The organism is Cellulomonas sp. CW35, assembly GCF_052378485.1.
Taxonomy (GTDB): domain Bacteria; phylum Actinomycetota; class Actinomycetes; order Actinomycetales; family Cellulomonadaceae; genus Cellulomonas; species Cellulomonas uda.
This window is the reverse complement of record NZ_CP199000.1, coordinates 997,912-1,020,877: the sequence shown is the minus strand read 5'-3', so window position 1 is coordinate 1,020,877 and position 22,966 is coordinate 997,912. Positions and strand designations below refer to the sequence as shown.

Annotated in this window: 19 protein-coding genes; 9 read left to right on the top strand and 10 right to left on the bottom strand. The window is 76.7% G+C overall.

Going from position 1 to position 22,966, the window contains the following annotated elements; translation table 11 throughout:
• Positions 1 to 38 precede the first annotated feature (38 nt).
• Both ACT17Q_RS04845 and ACT17Q_RS04840 read left to right on the top strand, forming a co-directional pair.
• Complete coding sequence (locus tag ACT17Q_RS04845; protein ID WP_094180598.1) at positions 39 to 197, top strand: DUF5679 domain-containing protein; 159 nt, start codon at positions 39 to 41, stop codon at positions 195 to 197.
• A gap of 120 nt (positions 198 to 317) precedes the next feature.
• Entirely contained in the window at positions 318 to 1,634 is a 1,317-nt protein-coding gene (locus ACT17Q_RS04840) for a ThiF family adenylyltransferase (RefSeq protein ID WP_444664969.1), read from the top strand.
• Here ACT17Q_RS04840 and ACT17Q_RS04835 read toward each other — a convergent pair.
• The 3 genes from ACT17Q_RS04835 to ACT17Q_RS04825 all read right to left on the bottom strand — a co-directional run bounded on the left by ACT17Q_RS04835 (position 1,567) and on the right by ACT17Q_RS04825 (position 4,464).
• Positions 1,567 to 1,899 (bottom strand): WhiB family transcriptional regulator, encoded by a 333-nt coding sequence (locus ACT17Q_RS04835; protein ID WP_094180600.1) that lies wholly within the window; start codon positions 1,897 to 1,899, stop codon positions 1,567 to 1,569. The genes ACT17Q_RS04840 and ACT17Q_RS04835 overlap by 68 nt on opposite strands.
• Before the next feature lie 135 nt (positions 1,900 to 2,034).
• Entirely contained in the window at positions 2,035 to 2,232 is a 198-nt protein-coding gene (locus ACT17Q_RS04830) for a hypothetical protein (protein WP_444664968.1), read from the bottom strand.
• 213 nt (positions 2,233 to 2,445) lie between these two features.
• Complete coding sequence (locus ACT17Q_RS04825; protein ID WP_444664967.1) at positions 2,446 to 4,464, bottom strand: ATP-dependent helicase; 2,019 nt, start codon at positions 4,462 to 4,464, stop codon at positions 2,446 to 2,448.
• Between the two features lie 135 nt (positions 4,465 to 4,599).
• On the opposite strand from ACT17Q_RS04825, the gene ACT17Q_RS04820 reads away from it, so the two are divergent.
• Together ACT17Q_RS04820 and ACT17Q_RS04815 are read left to right on the top strand one after the other, a co-directional pair.
• On the top strand, positions 4,600 to 4,860 hold the full coding sequence (locus tag ACT17Q_RS04820) for a mycoredoxin (RefSeq protein WP_444664966.1): 261 nt from the start codon (positions 4,600 to 4,602) through the stop codon (positions 4,858 to 4,860).
• Between the two features lie 60 nt (positions 4,861 to 4,920).
• Positions 4,921 to 5,583 carry a Type 1 glutamine amidotransferase-like domain-containing protein gene (locus tag ACT17Q_RS04815; RefSeq protein ID WP_444664965.1) on the top strand — a complete coding sequence of 221 codons (663 nt, stop codon included), beginning with the start codon at positions 4,921 to 4,923 and terminating at the stop codon, positions 5,581 to 5,583.
• A gap of 48 nt (positions 5,584 to 5,631) precedes the next feature.
• On the opposite strand, the gene nudC is transcribed toward ACT17Q_RS04815, so the two are convergent.
• Positions 5,632 to 6,657, bottom strand: coding sequence for an NAD(+) diphosphatase (gene nudC, locus ACT17Q_RS04810; RefSeq protein WP_444664964.1), 1,026 nt, complete (start codon positions 6,655 to 6,657; stop codon positions 5,632 to 5,634).
• 161 nt (positions 6,658 to 6,818) lie between these two features.
• Between nudC and ACT17Q_RS04805 the strand changes: the two genes are divergently transcribed.
• A complete protein-coding gene (locus ACT17Q_RS04805; RefSeq protein ID WP_141318674.1) occupies positions 6,819 to 7,802 on the top strand; it encodes a phosphotransferase in 984 nt (327 codons plus the stop codon).
• Between the two features lie 31 nt (positions 7,803 to 7,833).
• Here the strand turns inward: ACT17Q_RS04805 and ACT17Q_RS04800 are convergent, their stop codons facing one another.
• From ACT17Q_RS04800 to ACT17Q_RS04790, 3 genes are all read right to left on the bottom strand, one after another.
• A complete protein-coding gene (locus ACT17Q_RS04800; protein WP_444664963.1) occupies positions 7,834 to 11,277 on the bottom strand; it encodes an ATP-dependent DNA helicase in 3,444 nt (1,147 codons plus the stop codon).
• Entirely contained in the window at positions 11,274 to 14,516 is a 3,243-nt protein-coding gene (locus tag ACT17Q_RS04795; RefSeq protein ID WP_444665361.1) for a PD-(D/E)XK nuclease family protein, read from the bottom strand. The genes ACT17Q_RS04800 and ACT17Q_RS04795 overlap by 4 nt, the downstream gene beginning before the upstream one ends.
• 73 nt (positions 14,517 to 14,589) lie before the next feature.
• On the bottom strand, positions 14,590 to 15,483 hold the full coding sequence (locus ACT17Q_RS04790; RefSeq protein ID WP_444664962.1) for a DUF3152 domain-containing protein: 894 nt from the start codon (positions 15,481 to 15,483) through the stop codon (positions 14,590 to 14,592).
• Between the two features lie 126 nt (positions 15,484 to 15,609).
• On the opposite strand from ACT17Q_RS04790, the gene ACT17Q_RS04785 reads away from it, so the two are divergent.
• On the top strand, positions 15,610 to 16,284 hold the full coding sequence (locus ACT17Q_RS04785; protein WP_444664961.1) for a TetR/AcrR family transcriptional regulator: 675 nt from the start codon (positions 15,610 to 15,612) through the stop codon (positions 16,282 to 16,284).
• Positions 16,285 to 16,467: 183 nt separating this feature from the next.
• The gene (locus ACT17Q_RS04780; RefSeq protein WP_094180608.1) at positions 16,468 to 16,692 is read left to right on the top strand and encodes a DUF3107 domain-containing protein; all 225 of its coding nucleotides are present in this window, start codon (positions 16,468 to 16,470) and stop codon (positions 16,690 to 16,692) included.
• 95 nt (positions 16,693 to 16,787) lie between these two features.
• Here the strand turns inward: ACT17Q_RS04780 and ACT17Q_RS04775 are convergent, their stop codons facing one another.
• Positions 16,788 to 17,549: a ferritin-like fold-containing protein gene (locus ACT17Q_RS04775; RefSeq protein WP_268531296.1), complete on the bottom strand. Its 762-nt coding sequence runs from the start codon at positions 17,547 to 17,549 to the stop codon at positions 16,788 to 16,790.
• A 299-nt stretch (positions 17,550 to 17,848) separates the two neighbouring features.
• Between ACT17Q_RS04775 and ACT17Q_RS04770 the strand changes: the two genes are divergently transcribed.
• Positions 17,849 to 19,630 (top strand): DEAD/DEAH box helicase, encoded by a 1,782-nt coding sequence (locus tag ACT17Q_RS04770; protein ID WP_444664960.1) that lies wholly within the window; start codon positions 17,849 to 17,851, stop codon positions 19,628 to 19,630.
• A gap of 106 nt (positions 19,631 to 19,736) precedes the next feature.
• Here ACT17Q_RS04770 and ACT17Q_RS04765 read toward each other — a convergent pair whose 3' ends face one another.
• Both ACT17Q_RS04765 and ACT17Q_RS04760 read right to left on the bottom strand, forming a co-directional pair.
• On the bottom strand, positions 19,737 to 20,363 hold the full coding sequence (locus tag ACT17Q_RS04765; protein ID WP_094180610.1) for a MarC family protein: 627 nt from the start codon (positions 20,361 to 20,363) through the stop codon (positions 19,737 to 19,739).
• Between the two features lie 93 nt (positions 20,364 to 20,456).
• Entirely contained in the window at positions 20,457 to 21,296 is an 840-nt protein-coding gene (locus tag ACT17Q_RS04760) for a PHP domain-containing protein (protein WP_444664959.1), read from the bottom strand.
• Positions 21,297 to 21,378: 82 nt separating this feature from the next.
• Here ACT17Q_RS04760 and ACT17Q_RS04755 point away from each other — a divergent pair, with 82 nt between their 5' ends.
• Entirely contained in the window at positions 21,379 to 22,965 is a 1,587-nt protein-coding gene (locus ACT17Q_RS04755) for an aminopeptidase P family protein (RefSeq protein ID WP_444664958.1), read from the top strand.
• The last annotated feature ends 1 nt before the right edge of the window (position 22,966 follow it).

The following is a 22,966-nucleotide window of genomic DNA, read 5'->3' as shown; positions in this document are numbered from 1 at the left end:
GGACGTCGGCGGTGCACCGGACACCGCGAGGAGGACCAATGGCCGAGACCTATGCAGGCGAGTTCTACTGTGTGAAGTGCAAGGAGAAGCGCGAGGCCGAGGGTGACGTCGTCGTCTCCGAGTCGGGTCGCAAGATGGCCAAGGCCGTCTGCCCCGTCTGCGGCACCAAGCTGAACCGCATCCTCGGCAAGGCCTGAGCACCGCTCGACCGCCGAGAAGCTGCGAGGGGCGTCGTCCGACGGACGGCGCCCCTTGTCGTACCCGCCCCCTGTGGATGACCGGTCCGCGGCCGAGCCCTCCGGTGGCAGCCTGGCGCCATGCTGCGGACCGGGTTGCGCGTCGTGCGTCGGGCGCCGGGTGAGGTGCAGGTCGGCACGGACCCCCGGTGGGCGGTACGGGTCGACGACCTGACCCCCGACGAGGAGCGCGCGCTCGTCGCGCTCGGCCAGGGACTCCCGCTCGCGCTGGCCGCCGCCGAGCTCGATCCGCAGCGCCTCGCCGACCTCACGGACCAGCTCCGTCAGGCGGGGCTGACCGCGCCCGGCGGGGCGCGAGCGCTGCCGGGGGCCGCGGGCGACGACGCGCGCGTGCTCTCGCTGCTCGACCCCGACTCCGCGGGCGCCGCCCGGGTGCTGCGCCGGGCGCACCGCACCGTCGGCGTCGTGGGGCTCGGCGCGACCGGCCTGGGCATCGCGGTCACGCTCGCCGCGGCGGGCGTCGGCCGGGTGCTGCTCGACGACGACCGCCCGGTGCGCTCGGGCGACGTCGGGCCGGGCGGCTACCGGTTCCAGGACGTCGGGCACGGGCGGGTCGCCGCCGCGGTCGGTGTCCTCGCGGCGGTCGCACCCGCGACGACCGCCGTGGCGACCGCTGCGGGCGTGGCACCCGGCGAGGAGTCGGGAGGACCGTCCGCCGGTGCCGACCTGGTGGTCGTCGTGAGCGACGACGTCGTCGCTCCCAGCCTCGGTGCGCTGCTGCTGAACCGCGCGACGCCGCACCTCAGCGTCGTGCTGCGCGAGGCGGACACCGTCGTGGGCCCGCTCGTCGCTCCCGGCACCGGCCCGTGCCTGCGCTGCCTCGACCTGCACCGGACCGACGCCGACCCCGCCTGGCCGGTCGTCGCGGACGCGCTCGGCACGCACGCCCGGGGCGTCGCGACGGGTCACGGTCCGGGTCTCGCTGCTGGTCTCGCTGCGGGTCTCGCTGCTGGTCTCACGGCCGGTCGTGCGGCGGGTCCCGCGACGAGCGCGGCCGCGACCGGTCGACCCGGGACGCGACCGTCCCCGCCCGAGCCCCCGGCGGTCGTGGGCGTCGCGGTCGGGATCGCCGCCGCCGCGGTCCTCGCGTTCCTCGACACGGGCACCTGCGCACTGGGCGGCACGACCGTCGAGATCGGCCTGCCCGACGCGCTGCCCCGCAGACGCCGATGGGCGGTGCACCCGGCCTGCGGGTGCACCGCCCATCGGGGCGTCACGGTCACCGACGACGCGCCGGGGACCGCCCGGCCGGAGCACGACGTCGACCTGTCGGTCGACACCCCGGAGGGCGGCCCCGCGGACGCCGACGTCAGGCCGCGGGGTTCTTGCGCGGACGGCCTCGCCCACGCTTCGTCGGGACGACCACGCCGCCGATGAACACCTCGCCACCCCACACGCCCCAGGGCTCCTCGCGCTCGAGCGCCCCGGCGAGGCAGCCCGCCATGATCGGGCACTCGCGGCAGAGCGCCTTCGCCTGCTCCACGCGAGCGGTCTGCTCCGCGAACCAGAGCTCGGGGTCGTTGTTGCGGCACGGGATGAGCCCTCGGACCAGCTGGTCGAAGGTGGTGTCGTCGGTGGTCGCGGTGCTGCTGGTGGGCCAGGGGCCTGATCCGCTGGTGTCGAGCAGCGTCGTGAGCCGCACGATGTCCTCCTGGTGTCCTGCGGGTGAGCGGTGGTGGTTCGGCGTCCACGTCCCGACTCGCCCGCCGGGATCACCGGGGGAAAGACGAAGGCCGCGGAGCCTGTCGGACTCCGCGGCCTTGATGACCAACCTGGTCTAGACCGACGAAGCCCTGAGAGGGTCGAGTGCCGTCCCGTCGACGGTCACGCCGTGACGCGCGATGAGCGCGTCATCGGACGCACGCCACGCAGCGGGCACAGCACGCCCCTGGAAGCCGCCGAAGGTGGGCGCGATCAGGAGCGTCGGGAGCTGCATGCTCGACCGGACGACCGGGGTGAACTGGATCTTCTTCACCGCTGCCCACCTCCTCTCTCGGATCTTCCCGCGCTGTCACGACGCAGGTCTGCTACCAGGACGGGCTCCACCCTAGGCGCGCTCGCGCGGGGCGGACAACAGAATTAACGAAAGAAGTTCGACGAGTTCTCGAGACCGTCCGAAATGCCGTGACGAGGTGCCCCGCAGCGGTGCCGTGGCGTCGCCGGTCCCGGCGCTCGCGCCCGCGAGGGCTCAGGCGCGGACCGACCGCGCGAGCACCGCGAGCACGTCGTCACCGACCGTCGCGAGGGTCTGCGCACCGATGCCCGGCACGAGCGCGAGCTCCTCGCGCGACGCGGGCCGCCGCGCCGCGAGCGTGTGCAGCGCATGGGTCGCGAGCACCCGTCCGGGGCTGACCCCGAGGTCCCGCGCCCGCTCGTCGCGCCACCGCGTGAGCGCGGCGAGCACGGCGGACGCCCGCGGGTCCTCGTCCGCGGCGGGCGGACCGCCGGAGCCGGCCCGGGGCCTGGCGGCCGACGACCCGGGCCACAGCGCCTCGAGGAACCGGGACGGCCGCCGCGAGGCACGGCCACCCGGCAGACGCGAGCGGGCGTACGACAGCTGCAGGTGCTCGCGGGCGCGCGTCACGCCGACGTACAGCAACCGACGCTCCTCCTCGACCGCCTCGGGCGTCTCCGCAAGCGACGTCGGCAGGAGCCCTTCGCTCAGGCCCGCGAGGAACACCGCGTCCCACTCGAGGCCCTTCGCGGCGTGCAGCGACGCGAGCGTCACGCCCTCGACCGTGGGGGCGTGCTGCGCGGCCGCACGCTCGTCGAGCTCCGCGACGAGGTCCGCGACGCTCGCGCGCCGACCCTCGCTCGTCGCGCGCGCCTCGACCTCGTCCGCGAGCCGCGCGAGCGCGTCCAGCGCCTCCCACCGGTCCCGCGCCGCACCGCGGGTGGTCGGCGCCTGCTCCGTCCAGCCCGCGTTGCGCAGCAGGTCCCGGGCCGCCTCGCCGAGAGCGACCTGCGGGTCGGCCGCGCGCGCACCGCCCCGCAGGAACACCAGCGCCTCGCGCACGTCCCGCCGCGCGAAGAACCGCTCCCCGCCGCGCACCTGGTACGCGACGCCCGCGGTCCCGAGCGCCTCCTCGAACGCCTCGGCCTGCGCGTTCGTCCGGTACAGCACCGCGATCTGCGACGCGGGGACACCGTCCGCGACGAGCCGCGCCGCGGCCGCCGCGATGCCCGCCGCCTCCGCCTCGTCGTCGGCGTACGCCGCCCACCGCACCGCCGGGCCGTCCGGCCGCTGCGCCCGCAGCTCCAGCGGGGCGGGCGTCGACGCGCCCGTGCCCCGGCCCGCGTGCGCGATGACCCGGTTCGCGAGCTCGACCACCTGGGGCGTCGAGCGGTAGTCCCGCACCAGCCGGACGACCTGCGCGCCCGGGTGCGTGCGCGCGAACGTCAGCAGGTGGTGCGGTGTCGCACCCGCGAACGAGTAGATGGTCTGCGACGGGTCGCCCACCACGCACAGCTCCTCACGACCGCCGAGCCACTGGTCGAGCAGGTACTGCTGCAGCGGGCTGACGTCCTGGTACTCGTCGACGACGAAGTGCCGGTACTGGCCGCGCACCTCACGCCCCACGTCGGGCCGCTCCGCCAGCATCGCCGCGAGCAGCAACAGCACGTCCTCGAAGTCGATGACCCCTCGCTCGTCCTTCACCTGCTCGTACGCCGTCATCAGCCGCGCGACCGCCGCGGCGTCGTGCCCGCCCGGCACCACGCGGTCGACCGCGGCGACCGCGACCGCGTACTCGTCGGGCACCACCAGGCTGACCTTCGCCCACTCGACCTCGGCCGCGAGGTCGCGCACACCCGTACGGTCCGCGGGCAGCCCGACCCGGCGCGCGGCCTCCGCGACGAGCTGCGCCTTCGCCTCGGCGATGCGCGGCGGCGCGCCCCCGACGACCTTCGGCCAGAAGTACGTGAGCTGACGCAGCGCCGCCGCGTGGAACGTGCGCGCCTGCACACCGGCCGCGCCGAGCTCACGCAGCCGCGTGCGCATCTCCCCCGCCGCGCGTGCCGTGAACGTCACCGCGAGCACGTGGTCCGCACGGAAGACGCCCGTGCGGATGCCGTACGCGATGCGGTGGGTGATCGCGCGCGTCTTGCCGGTCCCCGCGCCCGCGAGCACGCACACCGGGCCGCGCAGCGCGGTCGCGACGGCGCGCTGCTCGGGGTCGAGCGCGGCCAGCAGGTCGTCGGGGGACATCGCCGGACAGTCTCTCAGGCACCGCGGACACCGCGGGGCGGGCATGCACAGGCACGCCCCGCGGACCGGGCGGAATCACCCGGGGCTCGTCGTGGTTGGCTCTCGCTGCAGGCACCCACGAGAACGCGAGGACCGATGAGCACGCAGCCCCTCCCCGAGCCCGGCACCATCACGATGTACTCCACCACGTGGTGCGGGTACTGCCGCCGCCTCAAGACGCAGCTGGACTCGGTCGGGATCGGCTACACCGAGGTCGACATCGAGGACCACCCGGACGCCGCCGCGCTCGTCGCGTCGCTCAACGGGGGCAACCAGACGGTCCCGACGGTCGTCTTCCCCGACGGCTCCGCGGCGACCAACCCGTCGCTCGTCGAGGTGCGCGCGCGCCTGTCCTGAGCGTCCGCGGCGGCGCACCGGCAGGATCGTGCTGACCACGACGAGATCGGCGGAGGCACCGTGAAGCTGCTCCTGACGTCCGGCGGCGTGACGAACGCCCGCATCCGCGCCGCGCTCGAGCAGCTGCTCGGCAGACCCGTCGCCGAGAGCTCCGCGCTCGTCGTGCCCACCGCGCAGTGGGGCCATCCCCTGTGCGGGCCCGCGTCGGTGCAGCGCCTGGCGGCCGGCGCGGACGGGTCCCCGCACCTCAGCGGCCTGGGCTGGGCCTCGCTCGGCGTGCTCGAGCTCACCGCGCTGCCGACGATCGGCGCCGAGCGGTGGGTGCCGTGGGTCCGGGACGCCGACGCGCTGCTCGTCGACGGTGGCGACGCCACCTACCTGTGCCACTGGCTGCGCGCGTCCGGTCTCGCGGACCTGCTGCCGTCGCTGCCGGACACGGTCTGGGTCGGGGTGAGCGCCGGGAGCATGGTGCTGACCCCGCGCATCGGGACCTCGTTCGTCGAGTGGGCCGGCGCGCCCGACGACCGCACGCTGGGCGTTGTCGACTTCTCGGTCTTCCCGCACCTGGACGCCTTCCCGACGAACACCGCCGAGCACGCACGGGCCTGGGCGGCCGAGATCGACGGCCCCGCCTACGCGATCGACGAGCAGACCGCGCTCGTCGTGGCCGACGGCCGTCTCGAGGTGGTCTCCGAGGGTCGCTGGACCCGGTTCGACGGGTAGGCAGCGCAGGACCGCGCAGCACGGCGCAGGGCCGCAGGCGTCGGCAGGTCAGCCGGCGGCGGGCTCCGGGAGCGGACCGCCGAACCAGTCCTCGACGAGCGCGCGCGCGATCGACGAGCGCGACGGCGGCACCACCGTGCCCGCGACGACCGCGCTCGCGAGCTCGTCGCGCGTGAACCACGCCGCGTGCTCCACCTCGACCCCGTCGACCCGGACGTCCGTGGCCACCGCCCGGGCCACGAACGCGACCATGAGCGACGCCGGGAACGGCCACGGCTGGCTGCCCGCGTAGGTGACCTCACCGACGACGACGCGCGTCTCCTCGGCGACCTCGCGCCGCACCGCGTGCTCGAGCGACTCCCCCGGCTCGACGAAGCCCGCGAGCGTCGAGTACCGGCCCGGCGCCCACGCGACCGCGTGCGCCAGCAGCAGCCGGTCCGCGTCGTCGACGACCGCCATGATCACCGCCGGGTCGGTGCGCGGGTAGTGCTCCGAGCCGTCGACCGTGCACGCGCGCACCCAGCCGGCCTGCGTGACGCGCGTCGCCGCACCGCAGCGCGGGCAGCGCGGGTGCCGCTCGTGCCACGCGTCGAGCGCGACCGCGGTGGCGACGAGGCCCGCGTCGCGCGCGTCGAGGTGCGACCCGACCTCACGCAGCGACGCCCAGCGGACCGCGTCACCGTGCGCCACGGCGCGCGGCGCGGGCGGGTCGGCGGGCGGCGAGGCCGGGGCGTGCACGTCCCGGTCGGACGGTGCGCCGCGCCGCGGGAGGTCGGCGACGTCGTCGGCGTCGCCGGGTGCGCGGCGCGCGACGTACGCGCGCTCGTCGTCGGCCCCGAGCAGGAGCCACGGGTGCTCGCCGTCGGCGCGGTCACCGGCGGCCGCCGCCCGCTGCGCCTGCGCGACCGTCGTCAGGACCAGACCGCCGCGCGCGTCGACCGGCACCCGGCCGTCGCGCAGCAGCACGACGCGCGTCGCGGGGTCCGCCAGGGCACGCTCCTGCGCGGCATCGGTGCGCAGGAGCGCGGCACGGTCGACGACCGCGCGGGACAGGGGCAGCTCGTCGGACCTCACGGGCGTCACCGTACGCGGCGCCGACGAGGTCCCCCACCGGTCCGGCGCGCGCGGCCGCAGGCTCGCCGGGCACGGGCCCGACCAGGCCGGACGGGACGAATGGGACGGACACGCCGCGGCGGCTGGCGGCCGCCGGGCGCGTGCGCGCCTACTCTGGGCCCGTGCCCCGCTCCCCGCTCGCCCTCGCCGCACTGGCCACCGTGGCCGTGCCGGGTCTGGACGCCTACGACGTGCGGCGGCCCGCGCACCCCGGCACCGACTACGACATCGCGGTCGTCGTGGACGCCGCCCGCCGACGCTGGGTCGTGCGCGCACCCGTGCACGCCGCCGCCGGCGCAGCCCTCGAGGCCGAGGTCGAGCTGCTCGCCGGGCTCGACGCGTTCGCGACCGACGGCACCCTGCCGTTCGCCGTCCCCGCCCCGGTCGGGTTCGCGCACCTGCCCGAGGGCGGTCGCGCCGCGGTGCACGAGGAGATCCCCGGCCGCGCCCTCGACGTCGCCGAGCTCGAGCCCGGACCGGGGCTGTGCGCGTCGCTCGGACGCGCCATCGCCGCGGTCCACGAGCTGCCGACGAGCGTCGTCGAGAACGCCGGGCTGCCCGTCTACGACGCGGGTGCGTACCGGGCCCGCCGCCAGGCCGAGGTCGACGAGGCCGCCGCCACCGGCAAGGTGCCGCCCACGCTCCTGCGGCGCTGGGAGGAGCGGCTCGAGGACGTCGCGCTGTGGCGGTTCGTGCCGACCGTCGTGCACGGCGACCTGACGAACGAACGCGTCCTCGTCGGCGACGGCACCGTGAGCGGGATCCTGCACTGGGGCGACGCGAGCGTCGCCGACCCGGCCGACGACCTGTCGTGGCTGCTCGTCGCGGCGCCGCCGGACGCGGCCGACTCGATCATGGAGGCGTACCAGCTGCGCCGCACCGAGCTGATCGACCCGCACCTGACCGACCGGGCGCTGCTCGCGGGCGAGCTCGCGCTCGCGCGCTGGCTCCTGTACGGCGTGCGGTCCGGCAACGAGGACGTCGTGGCCGACGCGGTCGCGATGCTCGAGGACCTCGACGAGCACACCCGGACGTCGCCGTCCGGCGTCGCGTGGGGCTCCGACGCACCCACCGCCCCCGTCGCCGCGGTCTCCTCGTACGCCTGAGCCGACCGGCCGAGCGGCGCGCCCGTCGCCGTCACCTGCGCCGCGACCCCGGCACGTCGGCGTCCGTACGTGACCCCCGCACGCCGACCGGCTCGTCGTCGGTGACGCGCTCCAGCAGCGCGGCGATCTCGTCCTCGCCGAGCAGCCGCTGCGGCCACACGGTCTGACCACCCGCGACGTAGTGGAACGCCGCGGCCACGCGCTTGAGCGGCACCCCCGAGTACCGCGACCACGCCAGTCGGTACACCGCGAGCTGGATCTCCCGCGCCTCGCGCGTCGCCGCGTCCCGCGGGGCGGAGCCCGTCTTCCAGTCGACGACGACCACCCCCTCACCCACCGGGACGGGGTCGCCCGGCGCGGCCGGGAACACCGCGTCGATCCGGGAGCGCAGCACGTACCCGGCGACGTGCGTCTCGACGTCCGCCTCGACCTGGAGCGGCCGACGGTCCGCCCACCCGGACGCGAGGAACGCCGCGCGCAGCCGGGCCTCGTCGACGTCCACCTGGTCCGGCCCGGTGAGGTCCTCGTCCTCGGCGCCGGGCAGCGCGTCGAGGTCGACGAGCGTCGCGGCGCCGTAGTAGCCCTCGACCCACGCGTGGAACCGCGTGCCGAGCCGCGCCCGCCCCGACGGCTCCGCGGGGACCGGCCGGCGCAGGCCACGCGCGAACTGCGCGGCGTCCGCGCCGACGCGCACGAGCGCGGACGCCGACAGGTGCGACGGCAGGTCGACCGCCCCTGTCGACGCGCGCGCGGCGTGCTGCTCCTCCAGCAGCGTGCGCGCGAGCACCTCCCAGCGGCTCTCGCCCGCGCGGGGACGCCCCGCCGCCGCTCGTACCCACGCCGCGGCCTGCTCGACCGCGGGCCGCCGCCCCGGGCCGTCCTCGACCGCGAACGGGTCCGCGGGCCACACCGCCGTCGCGGCCTCGCCCGTGGCCGGGTTCGCGTCGTCGGGCGCCGGCTCGTCCGCCCACCCGCGCACGTCGACGAGGCCGGCCTCCGCGAGCTCCAGCAGGAACGTCGACGGCGGGCGCGGCTTCTTGCCGTCCCCCCACCACGAGCCCGTGAGCAGCAGGCGGTGCCGGGCGCGCGTGAGCGCCACGTACGCGAGCCGGCGCTCCTCGGCGACCTCGTGCTCGCCCGCGTCGAGCCGCAGCGCGTGCACGCGGTCACGCAGCTCCTTGGGGTCCTGCGCCCCCGCGTACTCGAGCCGGGGCAGGTCGTCCGCGTCGCCGCGCAGCGGGTACGGCAGCTCGCCGAGCCCGGTGAGCCACGCCGAGTCCTTGGGCCCGTCCTTGCCCTGCGTCGCGGTCGTCGGGAACACGCCGTCGACCAGCCCGGCCACCGCGACGACGTCCCACTCGAGGCCCTTGGCCGCGTGCACGGTGATGAGCTGGACCGCGTCCGGGTCCGGGTCCGTGACGGGCAGCTCGAGACCGTTCTCCCGCGCGTCGGCGGCCTCGAGCCACGACAGGAACCCGCCGAGCGTCGGGGTGTCGACCGACCGCGCGAAGTCCACCGCGACGTCACGGAACGCGTCGAGCTGTGCCCGCGCGCGGCCCGCGCCGACGCCCGCACGCGCGGCGACCTCGATGTCGAGGCCGAGCAGCCGCTCCGCCTCCGCGACCAGGTCCGGGACCGAGAGGTAGGAGTGCGCACGCAACGTGCGCAGCAGCCCCGCCAGGTCGGCGAGCCGCGCGCGGCCCTCGTCGCTGAGCGCGCGCCCGCCCGGGCTGCGCCACCCCGGCCGCGGCAGCTCGTCGAGCGCGTCGACGATGCTGCGCTCGTCGATGACGTCCAGCTCGACGCCCGCGTCGCGTCCCGTACGCTGCCCGACGAGCTCGCCCGCCCACGCGGCGAGCGCGTGCAGGTCCGCCGCGCCCAACCGGGTGCGGGCACCCGTCATGAGCCGCACGAGCGCGTCGCCGCGCAGCGGGTCGTACGCCGCCTGCAACGCGGCGACGACGTCGACGACCTCGGGCGTCGAGAGCAGACCGCCGAGCCCGACGACCTCCACCGGCAGCCCTCGCGCGCGCAGCGCGCGGCGCAGCGCCGCGAACTGCGACCGCTTGCGGCACAGCACCGCGGCGCTCACACGACCGCCGTCCGGCCCCTGGCCCGCCGGCCGCCAGTGCGCCGCGACGAGCTCGGCGACGGCGTCCGCCTCCTCGACCACCGTCGCCGCCATGAGCGCCTCGACCCGGCCCGGACCCGCGACGGGGCTCGCGGCGAGCTGCGGGACCGGCACGCGCGCCGTGCGCGCACGCAGCGGGGCCGCGACGTGGTTCGCCGCGTCGAGCACCGCGACGTCGTTGCGCCACGACGTGGTCAGTGCGAGCACCTCGGCCGGTCCCCCGCCTTCGGCGGCCGAGCGGCGGAACGTCGTCGGGAACCGCTCGAGGCCGCCGGCGCTCGCGCCGCGCCACCCGTAGATCGACTGGTGCGGGTCGCCCACCGCGATCACCGGGTGACCGTCCCCGAACAGTGCCGCGAGCAACGTGAGCTGCGCGAACGACGTGTCCTGGTACTCGTCGAGCAGGACCACCGCGAACCGCTCGCGCTCGCCCGCACCGACCTCGGGCACCTCCCGCGCGAGCCGCGCCGCGAGCGCGACCTGGTCCCCGAAGTCGATCGCGTCGCTCGCCCGCTTCCGGGCCCGGTACGCCGCGACGACGTCGAGCAGCCGCTCGCGCTCGCGCAGCGACCGCAGCAGGGCGACCACCTCCGCGTAGTGCGCGCGCGTGGGCGTGGGGGTCGCCTCGATGTCCGCGCAGATGGCCTCGACCGCGGACCGCGCCGCGGCCGGGTCCAGCAGGTGCTCGTCGAGCGCCCCGGACAGCGACAGGACCGCCTCGACGACGGTCGACACCGCCGCGTCGACGCCCAGGTCCTCCTGCCACGCCTCGACGACCTCGCTCGCGAGCTGCCACTGCGCCGCCTCGCCGAGCAGGCGTGCGCTCGGGTCGATGCCCAGGCGCAGCGCGTGGTCGCGCACGAGGGACGCGGCGTACGAGTTGTACGTCGCGATGGTCGGGCGGCCGCCGAGCACGTCGTCCTCGAGGTGTGCGCGGCCGGGCAGCGCCACACCCTGCTCGGCCGCGGCCCGGGCGAGGCGGCGCAGCCGTAGGCGCACGCGCTCGGCGAGCTCACCCGCCGCCTTGCGCGTGAACGTGAGGCCGAGCACCTGCTGCGGCTCGACGAGCCCGTTCGCGACGAGCCACACGACCCGGCCCGCCATCGTCTCGGTCTTGCCCGAGCCCGCACCGGCGACGACGAGCGCGGGGCCCAGCGGCGCCTCGATGATCCGGCGCTGCTCCCGGGTCGGCAGGTCGCGCCCCAGCAGCCGCGCGATGTCCTCCGCGCTCACGGGCTCGACGACGCCGCCCGGCCGGGCCCCGTCCGCGGACCGACCCTGCGAGGGCACCTCGGTCGTCGTGCTCACCGGCCCGCCGCCGGGCGCCACCGTGCGCTCGCTCATGCGACCACCTGCCCGCCCTCGGGTCGCACGGGGCACGAGCGACGCACGGGGCAGCGGTCGCAGAGGTCGTTCGCCGACGCCGTGAACGCGGACGCCGCCATCTTCTGCGCCACCTCGTCGACGAGCACGCGCGCCCAGGACGGCCCGTCGTCCTCGGGACCGAGGGCGGGCTGGTCGCGCACCGTCCCCGCCCTGCCGGTGCCGAGGTACACGAGCTGCGCGCCGGCGCTCGTCGCACCCTCGGGCAGCGGGAACGCGCCCGCGTCGACCGCGAGCTGGTACGCGCCGAGCTGGGGGTTGACCAGTGCCTCGTCCCGCGCGGGCGGACGCGCGCCGGTCTTGAGGTCGACGACGCGCACCTGCTCGGGATGCTCGAGGTCACGCTCGATGCGGTCGGCCGAGCCGCGCAGGAGCGCACGGTCGGTGCGCACCGCGAAGTCGGCCTCGACGAGCAGCGCCTCACCGGCGCCCGCGAGGTACGCCGCGAGTCGCTCGACCATCGCGTCGGCCTTGGCGCGCATCGCGCGCGCGGGCCAGCCCGTGCCCAGCCCGAGCGAGTCCCAGCGCTCGTCGAGCGCGGCCGTGAGCTCGGCCCGCGTGCCGTGCGGGTGCTCCTGCGCGACCGCGTGCACGAGCGTGCCGAGCGACTGCCCGCTGCTCGTGGCGGCGGTCCCGCCCGCGGCCTCGAGCGCCCAGCGCAGCGCGCACCGGTGCGCGGTCTCGAGCTTCGACGGCGAGACACGCACGAGCTCGTCGGGCCCGTACAGCGGCGCGTCGGTGCTCGGTGCCGCGAGCCCGTGCCACTCCCGCGGGTCGGCGCCGGGCACGCCGCGCGCGGCGAGGTCCGCGAGCGCGGCCACCGCACCCGGGTCGGCGGGCTCGCCCGCGGCCGCCGCGGCCTCGAGCGTCGCGCGCAGCTGCGCGACGAGCCCGCGCAGGTCCAGCGCGGGCTCGACCTGCGTGCGCCGGTGGTCCCGCTCCCCCTCGGCCGGCTCGACGAGGTCGACGAACGGCGAGGGCTGGTGGTCGGCGTCCGCGACCGCCGTCACCACGAGCACCCGCCGCGCGCGTGAGACGGCGACGGCGAACGAGCGCAGCTCGTCGGCGAGCACCGCGGCGCGCGCGTCCTGCGCCGCCGCGGCGGCGTCCTGCGCGGCCGTCGTGCGCCCCGAGACCACGTCGGCGAGCGCCTGGGCGCCCAGCAGCGAGTCGCGCAGCCGCAGGTCGGGCCACACCCCCTCCTGCACGCCGGTGACCGCGACGACGTCCCACTCCCCGCCGGCCGCGCCCGCCGGCGTCAGCACGGGCACCGCGGCCCGCCGGGCGCGCGGCGCGAGCGAGTCGGACGGCAGGTCCTGGGCTCGCAGCCAGTCGACGAACGCCGCGGGCGGTGTGCGCGGCATGCGCTCGACGAACGTCTCCGCCGCGCGGAACAGCGCGACCACCGCGTCGAGGTCGCGGTCCGCACGCTCGCCCGCGGCGCCGCCCGCGAGCGCGGCGCGCCGCCACGGCTCGGCGAGCCCCGCGGCGTCCCACAGCGCCCACAGCACGCCCTGCGCGTCGGCACCGGGCGCGGCGGCCGCCGCTCGGCCCGCGTCCACGACGCGGGCGAGCCGCTCGACCGGGGCCGCGACCGTGGGCGGCAGCGTCCCGGCCCGGCCCGGCGCGTCCAGCACCTCGACCAGGAGCGCGTCGCTCGACCGTCCGCCGCCGCCCGCGAGCTCCTCGGCCCGCAGCGCGCGGCGCACGCGGCGCAGCCCCACCGGGTCGAGCCCGCCGAGGGGGGAGCACGCGAGGCGCGCCGCGAGGACCGCGTCGAGCTCGGCGGTGCCGCACGCGACCGCCATCGCGTCCAGCAGCGGCCGTACCGCGGGCTCGTCGCGCAGCGGCACGTCGCTGCCCAGCACGGCGACCGGCACCGACGCCCCCGCGAGCGCGCGCCGCAGCGCGGTGACCTGCGAACCGGCGCGCGCCACCACGGCCATCCGCTCCCACGGGACACCGTCCTCGAGGTGCGCGCGGCGCAGCTCGCGCGCGACGAACGCGGCCTCCTGCGCCCCGCTCGGCAGGATCGCGACGCGCGCGCTCGCCGCAGGGGCCTGTGCCGCGGACGCCGCCCGCCGGTGCACCGCGACACCGAGCGTGCCGACCCGCTGCGTGACCCGCTCGACGACGTCGCGCACGTGCGTCCCGTGGCGCCACACCCTCGGCAGCACGACGCGCGCCGCGCCGAGCGCGCCCGCCGCGTCGTCCGCCCGACCGCCCGCGGCGCGCGGCGCGCTCGCGCGCGCGACCAGCGCCGGCTCGGCACCGCGGAACGTCTGGACGGCCGCGTCCGGGTCCGCCGTGAGGAGGACGCGCGCGCCCCGGGCCGCGACCACGCCCAGCAGCGACGCGGTCGCGGACGTGCTCTCCTGGTGGTCGTCGACGACCACCAGGCGCCACGCGGGCGGCCGCGCCCCGGGCGCCTCGCGCTCCCACGACGCGAGCACCCGCGACGCCTCGGCGACGACGACGGCCGGGTCGAGCCGGAGCCCCGCGTCGGGCGTCGCCGCGCGCAGGTCGAGGACGTCGAGGTACTCGCTGTACACGCGGGCGGCCGCGCACCACTCGGGGCGTGCGTGCGCACGACCGAGCGCGTCGAGGTCCGCCGGACCCAGGCCGCGCTCCGCGGCGCGCATGAGCACGTCGCGGAGCTCGTCGCGGAATGCGCGGACGCCGAGCGCCTCACCCCGCACGCGCTCGGGCCAGTCGACCGCTCGGCCTTCGCCCGCGGCGTGCCCCGCGAGCAGCTCCGCGAGCACCAGGTCCTGCTCGGGGCCCGACACGAGCGTCGGCGGCACCTCGCCCCGCGCGACGGCGTGCGCGCGCAGCACGGCGAACGCCGCCGCCGCGGGGGTCTGGACCAGGGGGCGGCTCGAGGTGACGGGCAGCCGCGCGGCGAGCCGGTCGCGCAGGTCGGCCGCGCCGCGTCGCGTCGCCGACAGCACGAGCAGGTGCTCGGGGGCGAGCCCGGCACGCACGGCCGCGACCGCCGCCTCGAGCGCGACCGTCGTCTTGCCGGTCCCGGGGGCACCCAGGACGAGCAGCGCGCGCTCGTCGGACCCCGCATCCACGGCCCACGCGACGGCCGCCGCCTGCGCGTCGTCGAGCGTCACCGGCGACCCCGGTCCCCGCACGGGTGCGTCGGCGAGAGCGGGCCGGCGCAGCACGGGGGCGGGGGTCGTCACGGCGTGCATCCCATCACGGCCCACCGACATCCGGGCCGACATCGGGGCCGACATCCGGGCACCGTGCGCCGGGCCGGCGCGGTCAGTCCCGCGGGAACGGCCAGGCGTTCGGCAGGCACGGCTTGACCGCGTACGACTGCTGCTGCATCACGTCGGCGACCGCCCCCGCGGCGGTGCAGGGCCGGTGCGGCCGGCCCAGGAGGTGGCCGACCTCGTGGTTGACCAGGTACTGCCGGTACGAGGTGCGGTCGTCGCCGTAGTCCTGGACGGCCTCGACCCAGCGCCGGAAGTTCAGCGCCGCGTGCCCGTTGCGACCGCACGAGACCTGACCCGCCGTGCGCAGCGGCGCGCACATCTCGTCGACGAGGTCCGGCGACGCGAGCACGACGCGCACGTCCGGCTCCGCGTCCGTGACCTCGAAGGCCACCGACCCGTCACCGCCCCAGCCGCGACCGTCGGTGAGCGTGGTCATGACGAAGTCGGCGAACACCGCCGGGTCGACCGGCAGGCCCTTCTCGACCTCGACGCGGACGCGCAGCACCCGGTCGGTGCCGCCGGCCGCGTCCGCACGCGCGCGCTGCGCGGCCGGGACGACGACGAGCTCGCCCGACGCGTGCTCCGGCACGTCCGCCGCGAGCAGACCCGCCGCGACGTCCTCCGCCGTCAGCCCCGGCGGCAGGGTGGGGTCCGGGCTCGCGGCCGGGGTATTCGCGGTGCTCGGGACGCCCGGGGAGGTGGGGCCCGGCCCGGCGGGACGCGACGGGCCGACGAGCGGTCGGTCACCCGCCGCGCCGCGAGCGGCGGCACCGCCCCCGCGCACGGCGACGTCGAGCGCGTCGAGCGTCGCGGCGGGCGGCCGGGCGACCGGCTCGGCCGCGCTCGTCGTCGGCGGTCCGGCGACCACCCACCCGGTCCCCGCGCCCGCGAGCAGGGCCCCCACGACGACGGTCGCGGCGCGTGCCCGAGCGCGGCGCACGACCGCCCCCCGGACGCCCGCGGACGTGCGTCCGGGCGCGCTCGGGTCACTCGTCCGGTGCACTCGCGGCGGCCTCACCCCGACATCGTCGCATCCCGGAAACGTTCGGTGGCTAGCATTCGCGGCATGGCCGAGCCCCCGAGCGAGCTGACGCCGCGACCCCGCACCGTCCGGATGTCGGGGGGCGAGCGGCGCGCGCAGGTGCTCGAGATCGCCCAGGAGCTCTTCGCGAGCGAGGGCTTCCACCACGTCTCGATGGACGACATCGCGGACCGGGCGATGGTGAGCAAGCCCGTGCTGTACCGCCACTTCCCGTCGAAGCTCGACCTGTACCTGGCGGTCGTGGACCGCTGCGGGGCGGACCTCATCGCGGCGGTCGAGCAGGCCGTGGCACCCATCGAGCAGGGGCCTGTGCGCCGCGGCGACGGGCAGGCCGTGATCGCGGCGATCGTCCGCGCGTACATGACGTTCGTCGAGGTCGCGGGCGAGTCGTCGGGCCTGCTGTTCGAGTCGGACGTGACGCGCGACGCCGACGTGCGCAAGCGCGTCGAGCACGCGTCGTCGGTCGCGGCCCAGCGGTGCGCGGCCGTGCTCGAGCCCGTCACCGGCCTGCCGCCCGCGGACTGCGACGTGATCGCGGTGTCCCTGATCTCGCTCGCCCAGGGCGCCGCGACGCACCGGCTGCGGGGCGCGGAGGTCGCCGACCCGCGCGCGTCCGAGCACGCGGCCGACCTCGTGACGCGGCTGGCGTGGGCGGGCGTCCAGGGTCTCGTGCGCGCGGACTTCTCGTACGACGAGTAGTGCCCCGGGTCCGGTGCGGGACGGCCGCGCGGACGCCACGGAGTCCAGGGTTTCGCTGGTCGCGGACACGGCGTGACCGTGCGCGGCAGCCGCCTAGGATCGTCGCGAGACCAGCAGGCCGGGTCCGGGCGACCGGGTCACGGCGACGTGTCGCGCACGTGGTGGCGACGGAGGGAGACGGGCGTGGAGATCACGATCGGCGTGCAGAACGCGGCGCGGGAGATCGTCCTGGAGAGCGACCAGACCTCCGACGAGGTGTCGGCCGCCGTCGCGGCGGCGCTCGCCGGCAAGCCCGCGCTCGAGCTCACGGACAGCAAGGGCCGCCGGGTGATCGTGCCCACGGCGTCGCTCGCGTACGTCGAGGTCGGCGTCGAGGCCAAGCCGCGCGTGGGCTTCGGCTCGATCTGACAGGCCCGCGCTCGGACTGACGCGACCGCCAGGCATCCGGCGCCGCCAGGCATCGGGCGCCGCGCGGCATCGGCCCGGCGGCGTCGTCGGGACCGTCAGGCCGTCAGGCCCAGGCGACTCATGCGCCGCGTGTGCTGCGCGGTGAGCTCGCCGAACACCTTGGCGGGTGCGTTGGGCGTCGTCGTGCCGGCGGCCGACGCGTTGCCGCCGTCGCTCGGGGCGCCGTCGGGCTCGGCGGCCGCGGCCGCCACGAGCCGCTCCAGGGCCGGGCGCTGCGTGATGAGCCGCTGGACGGTCCCGAGCGCCTCACCGACGAGCCGGCGGCCCCACAGGGCGAGCCGCGACGACAGCACGCCGTCGCCCGATCCCGCGGCGTCGAGCTCCGCGACCGCGAGCTCGGCGTGCGACGCGTCGTCGAGCACCTCGAGCACGACCGCGCGCGAGCGCTCGTCGAGCCCCTGGGCGGCGATGCGGCAGAAGTCGTCCGCGACGCCGTAGCCGACGTACGCCTTGAGCAGCCGCTCCCACCAGGAGCTCGGCTGCGTGCGCTCGTCGAACTCGGTGAGCACGTCGTCGAACTGGCGCATGCTGGCCGCCGGGTCGGCCCCGAGCTCCGCGACGCGCGCGAGGACGCGGTCGCGCCGCTCCACCGCCGCCGCCGCGAACCGCGACAACGCGAGCCGCTGCTCGACGTCGGGGGCGAGCGCGCAGTCCCCCGCGAGCCGGACGAACGCGGTGTGCTCGAGCTGGGCGACCAGGCCCAGGAGCTCCACGGCGTCCGCCGTGGCGGCCGGCGCCGAGGACCTGGCCGAGGACGAGGACGGACCTGCGGGCGGGGTCGGCGCGGCGTTGCTCATCCGAGGATCGTAGAACGCCGGGGCGCCCCGCGGCTGAGACGCTGGTCACGCGACCGGGCGACGCCCGCCCGGTGGGGGGTGCTCGTCGGCTACCCTGGACGGGTACATCGGTTGCCCGGTCGACCACGACCCACTCGCACGCCCTGTCGCCCCGCGACGAGGCGGAGACCGCGAGCTCGACAATCCGCGATCGGCTGCCGGCCACCCGTGGCGCCCCGCTGCGCCCGGCGCGCGCGACCCGTCCCCACGGCGCGCCCGACCGGACGGCGCGCGGCCGCCACCCGCACCGAAGAGCACACGTGACCCAGACGCAGACGAACCTGCCCGCCGACGACCTCGGCGCCCCCGACGAGACCACCAGCGAGCACGCCTCGGCCCTCGCCGCCCCCTCGACCCGCCCCCTGGTGAGCACGGCCTCGTCCGTGCAGGCCGTGGACGCCTCGTTCGCCGACTTCGACGTCCGGCCCGAGATCGTCCGGGCGCTCGCCGACGCGGGCATCACCCGCCCCTTCCCCATCCAGGCGATGACGCTGCCGGTCGCGCTGTCCGGCCACGACATCATCGGCCAGGCCAAGACCGGCACGGGCAAGACGCTGGGCTTCGGCGTCCCGCTGCTGCACCGCATCGTCGCGCCGGGCGAGGAGGGCTACGACGCGCTGCGCGCGCCGGGCAAGCCCCAGGCGCTCGTCGTCGTCCCGACGCGTGAGCTCGCCGTCCAGGTCGCGGGCGACCTCGCGACCGCGTCCGCACGCCGGGACGTGCGCGTCGTGCAGGTCTACGGCGGGCGCGCGTACGAGCCGCAGATCGACGCGCTGAACAAGGGCGTCGACGTGGTCGTCGGCACGCCCGGCCGCATGATCGACATGCTCAAGCAGCGCCACCTCGACCTGTCCCACGTGCGCACCGTCGTGCTCGACGAGGCCGACGAGATGCTCGACCTGGGCTTCCTGCCGGACGTCGAGACGCTGCTCGCGGCCACGCCCGCGACGCGCCACACGATGCTGTTCTCGGCGACCATGCCCGGCCCTGTCGTCGCGATGGCCCGCCGCTACATGTCGCAGCCGACGCACATCCGCGCGCAGGACCCCGACGACGACGGCAGCCAGACCGTCAAGAACATCAAGCAGGTCGCGTACCGCGCCCACGCGCTGGACAAGGTCGAGCTGCTCGCCCGCATCCTGCAGGCGCGCGGTCGCGGTCTGACGATCGTGTTCGCGCGCACCAAGCGCACGGCCGCGAAGGTCGCCGACGAGCTCGTCGAGCGCGGGTTCGCCGCGGGCGCGCTGCACGGCGACCTGGGCCAGGGCGCGCGTGAGCAGGCGCTGCGCGCGTTCCGTCACGGCAAGGTGGACGTGCTCGTCGCGACCGACGTCGCGGCGCGCGGCATCGACGTCGAGGACGTCACGCACGTCATCAACTACCAGTGCCCCGAGGACGAGAAGACGTACCTGCACCGCACGGGCCGCACGGGCCGCGCGGGCAACAAGGGCACGGCCGTCACGTTCGTCGACTGGGACGACATGCCGCGCTGGGGCCTGATCGACAAGGCGCTCGGCCTCGGCAAGCCCGAGCCCGTCGAGACGTACTCGAGCTCGCCGCACGTGTACACCGACCTCGACATCCCCGAGGGCGTCAAGGGGCGCCTGCCGAAGGACAAGCAGACGCGCGAGGGTCTCGCCGCCGAGGCGATCGAGGACCTGGGCGAGACCGGCAAGCGCACGCGCCAGGGCGCGTCCGGTGGGCGCGACGCGCGCGGCGGGCAGGACGGCTCGCGCGGCCGGTCCGACGCGCGTCCGGCCCGCGACACCGCCGGCGAGGGTGACGGCGCCCGCCGTCGTCGTCGCGGCGGCCGCGGCCGGGGCGCCGGCGAGGCCGGCGCGAACGAGAACCGTGCGGGCGACCGTGCGGGCGAGGCCGGTGGCACCGCTGCCGCACCCGCCGGCACCCCGCGGTCCGACGAGGGCGGCGAGCCGCGCGCACGTCGCTCGCGCAACCGTCGTCGTACGCGCGGCGGCCGCCCCGCGGGCGAGTCGGGCGCGGACGCCGGCGCGAGCGGCGCAGGCGAGCCCGCGGGCGCCTGACCGCGCACCGCCGGCCGACCGGCCGCGCAGACGACGAAGGCCCCCGCGCTCCACGGCGCGGGGGCCTTCGCGCGTCGTCAGGCGGTGTGCGGCGGGCCGGGACGGGTCAGGACGCGTCCTGCACGAACGCGACCACCGCGTCGGCGATGAGCTGGACCGCGATCGCGGCGAGCAGCAGACCCGCGATGCGGGTGACGAGGATGGTGCCCGAGTCCTTGAGCACGCGGTGGATCACGTTGGCGAACCGCATCGCGAGGTAGAGGGACACGTGCACCGCGACGACCGCGAGCGCGATCGCCGTCCAGTCCCCCACGGTGCCGTCGGCCTGCTTGACGAAGACCATCGTCGCGACGATCGCGCCGGGACCCGCGAGCAGCGGTGTGCCGAGCGGCACGAGCGCGACGTTGACCTTGGCGTTCGGTGACGCCTGCTGCTCCTCCATCTTGCCGGTGAGCAGCTCCATCGCGATGAGCAGGAGCAGGAGCCCGCCGGACGCCTGCAGCGCCGCGAGGGAGATGTGCATGTACGACAGGATCGACTGGCCGAAGATCGCGAACGACACGATCACGCCGAGCGCGACGGCGACGGCCTGCCACGCGGCCCTGTTGCGCTGCTTACGCGTCATGGCGCCCGTGAGGCCGAGGAAGATCGGCACGGTCCCGGGCGGGTCCATGATGACGAACAGCGTGATGAAGACCGACGCGAACAGGCGCGGGTCGAAGACCTCGGTCACGGGCGCACCCCGCTCACGCCGTCGCTGGTGCGCGCGTGCGCGCGTGCGCTCATGTCGGCCGCCGGGCCGCTCGTACCGGTCGCTGCGCCGGGGTCACCGGACCACCTCACTCGTGCCTCGTTCCTCGATCACGGCCAGGATCTCCGGCCGGGTGAGATTCTCCCCCAGCTCGTTGACCTTCCCCGCACCGTGGTAGTCGCTGCCGCCGGTGACGAGCAGACCGAGCCGGTCGGCGATCGCGCGCAGCCGCTCGCGCTGCGCGGGAGAGTGGTCGCGGTGGTCGACCTCGAGGCCGGCGAGGCCGGCGGCAGCCAGCTCGTCGAACGTCTCGTCCGGCACGATGCGGCCGCGCGCGTCTGCGCCCGGGTGCGCGAAGACCGCGACGCCACCGGCGGCGACGATCGCGCGGACCGCGTCCGCGGCGGCGGGCGCGTAGTGGGGCACGTGGTACGGCCCGTCGGCGCGCAGCAGGTGGGCGAACGCCGTGTCCCGGTCCGGGACGACCCCGTTGGCGACGAGCGCGTCCGCCACGTGCGGGCGCCCGACGGTCACGGCGTCACCGGCCTGCGCGAGCACGTCCGCCCAGGTGATCGGCACGTCCACCGCGAGGAGCTCGACCATGCGCTCGGCGCGTGTGACGCGCGCGTGCCGCGTGGCCTCGAGCTCGGCGACGAGCGCGGGGTGGTCCGGGTCCTGCAGGTAGGACAGCAGGTGGACGCTCACGCCGCGCCACCGGGCGGACACCTCGGTGCCGCGCACGAGCGCGATGCCGTGCTCGCGCGCGGCGCGCGCGGCGGGTGCCCAGCCGACGGTCGTGTCGTGGTCGGTGAGCGCGAGCACGTCGAGCCCGGCGCGCGCGGCCGCGGCGACGAGCTCGGCCGGGCTCTGCGTGCCGTCGGACGCCGACGAGTGGGCGTGCAGGTCGATGCGCACCCCGGAACCGTATCGAGCCCGGTCGGCGCCTCGCGCGCCGGGCGCCGGACGGGTCCCGGGCACGCGGTGGGAAGATGGTCGGATGAGCGACGACACAGCCACCGACGCGACGACGACGGCTCCCGCGGGCGCCGGTCCGGGCGACCCGGGCTGGCAGGAGGGCCAGCCGGTCGAGGAGCGCGGCGCGAACCGTTCGCAGCGGCCGGGGTCGGCGGCGTTCCTGGAGTTCGTGACGTCCGGCTGGGCTCCGCGCCCCGCGTCCGAGGTGACCCGCGGCCCCGCGGCGGACTTCACGTCCGCGCGGCGCAGCGCGCTGTCCGGCAAGTTCCCGGGCCGCCGGCTCGTCGTGCCCGCCGGCACGTTCAAGGTGCGGTCGAACGACACGGACTACCGGTTCCGCCCGCACTCCGCGTTCGCGCACCTCACCGGGCTCGGTGTCGAGCAGGAGCCCGACGCGGTGCTCGTCCTGCACCCCGTGACCGACGGCACGGGCGACGACGGCAGCGGTCACCACGCGGTGCTGTACCTGCGCCCGCTCGCGGGCCGGGACACCACCGAGTTCTTCTCGGACTCGCGCTACGGCGAGTTCTGGGTGGGCGCGCGTCCCACGCTCGAGGACGTGGAGACGCTCACGGGCATCAGCACCCGGCACCTCGACGACCTGCGCGACGCGCTCGCCAAGGACGTCGGGTCCGGTGGCGTGCAGCTGCTCGTCGTCCCCGAGGTGGACCCGGCCGTCGAGGCGGTCGTCGAGGAGATCCGTCGGCAGGAGGCCGAGCGGGTGGCCGAGCAGGAGGACCGCGACGAGCACCTGGTCGAGGCGCTGTCCGAGCTGCGGCTCGTCAAGGACGCCCACGAGGTCGAGCAGATGCGCCTCGCGGTCGCGACCACGATCGAGGGGTTCGAGAAGGTCGTGCGCGCGCTGCCCGCGGCGCAGGCCCACGCGCGCGGCGAGCGCGTGGTGGAGGGCACGTTCGTCGGGCACGCGCGCCAGGAGGGCAACGCGGTCGGCTACGAGACGATCGCCGCCGCCGGCGAGCACGCGACCACGCTGCACTGGATCGACAACGACGGGCAGGTCCGCGCGGGCGAGCTGCTGCTGCTCGACGCGGGCGTCGAGGTCGACTCGCTCTACACCGCGGACCTCACGCGCACGCTCCCGGTCGACGGCGTGTTCACCGAGGTCCAGCGCCGCGTCTACCAGGCGGTCCTCGACGCGGCCGACGCCGCGTTCGCCGCGGCCGTGCCGGGAGCCCGGTTCCGCGACGTGCACGCGGCGGCGATGGAGGTCATCGCCGCACGTCTCGACGAGTGGGGCCTGCTGCCGGTGCCCGCCGCGCAGTCGCTGCACCCCGACAACCAGCACCACCGCCGCTGGATGGTGCACGGCACCAGCCACCACCTGGGCCTCGACGTGCACGACTGCGCCCAGGCACGCGCCGAGCTCTACCTCGACGGGGTGCTCGAGCCGGGCATGGTGTTCACGATCGAGCCGGGCCTGTACTTCAAGTCCGACGACCTGCTGATCCCGGAGGAGTACCGGGGCATCGGCGTGCGCATCGAGGACGACGTGCTGATCACCGCGGACGGCAACGAGAACCTCTCGGCGGCGCTGCCGCGCGACCCCGACGCGGTCGAGGCGTGGATGGCGGGGCTGCTCGGGCGCTGAC

Excerpts from the sequence above, each read along its gene's own strand:
- ACT17Q_RS04845 (WP_094180598.1), top strand. The coding sequence starts at position 39 with ATGGCCGAGACCTATGCAGGCGAGTTCTACTGTGTGAAGTGCAAGGAG.
- ACT17Q_RS04840 (WP_444664969.1), top strand. The coding sequence starts at position 318 with ATGCTGCGGACCGGGTTGCGCGTCGTGCGTCGGGCGCCGGGTGAGGTG.
- ACT17Q_RS04825 (WP_444664967.1), bottom strand. The coding sequence starts at position 4,464 with ATGTCCCCCGACGACCTGCTGGCCGCGCTCGACCCCGAGCAGCGCGCC.
- ACT17Q_RS04820 (WP_444664966.1), top strand. The coding sequence starts at position 4,600 with ATGAGCACGCAGCCCCTCCCCGAGCCCGGCACCATCACGATGTACTCC.
- ACT17Q_RS04800 (WP_444664963.1), bottom strand. The coding sequence starts at position 11,277 with ATGAGCGAGCGCACGGTGGCGCCCGGCGGCGGGCCGGTGAGCACGACG.
- ACT17Q_RS04795 (WP_444665361.1), bottom strand. The coding sequence starts at position 14,516 with ATGCACGCCGTGACGACCCCCGCCCCCGTGCTGCGCCGGCCCGCTCTC.
- ACT17Q_RS04785 (WP_444664961.1), top strand. The coding sequence starts at position 15,610 with ATGGCCGAGCCCCCGAGCGAGCTGACGCCGCGACCCCGCACCGTCCGG.
- ACT17Q_RS04775 (WP_268531296.1), bottom strand. The coding sequence starts at position 17,549 with ATGAGCAACGCCGCGCCGACCCCGCCCGCAGGTCCGTCCTCGTCCTCG.
- ACT17Q_RS04755 (WP_444664958.1), top strand. The coding sequence starts at position 21,379 with ATGAGCGACGACACAGCCACCGACGCGACGACGACGGCTCCCGCGGGC.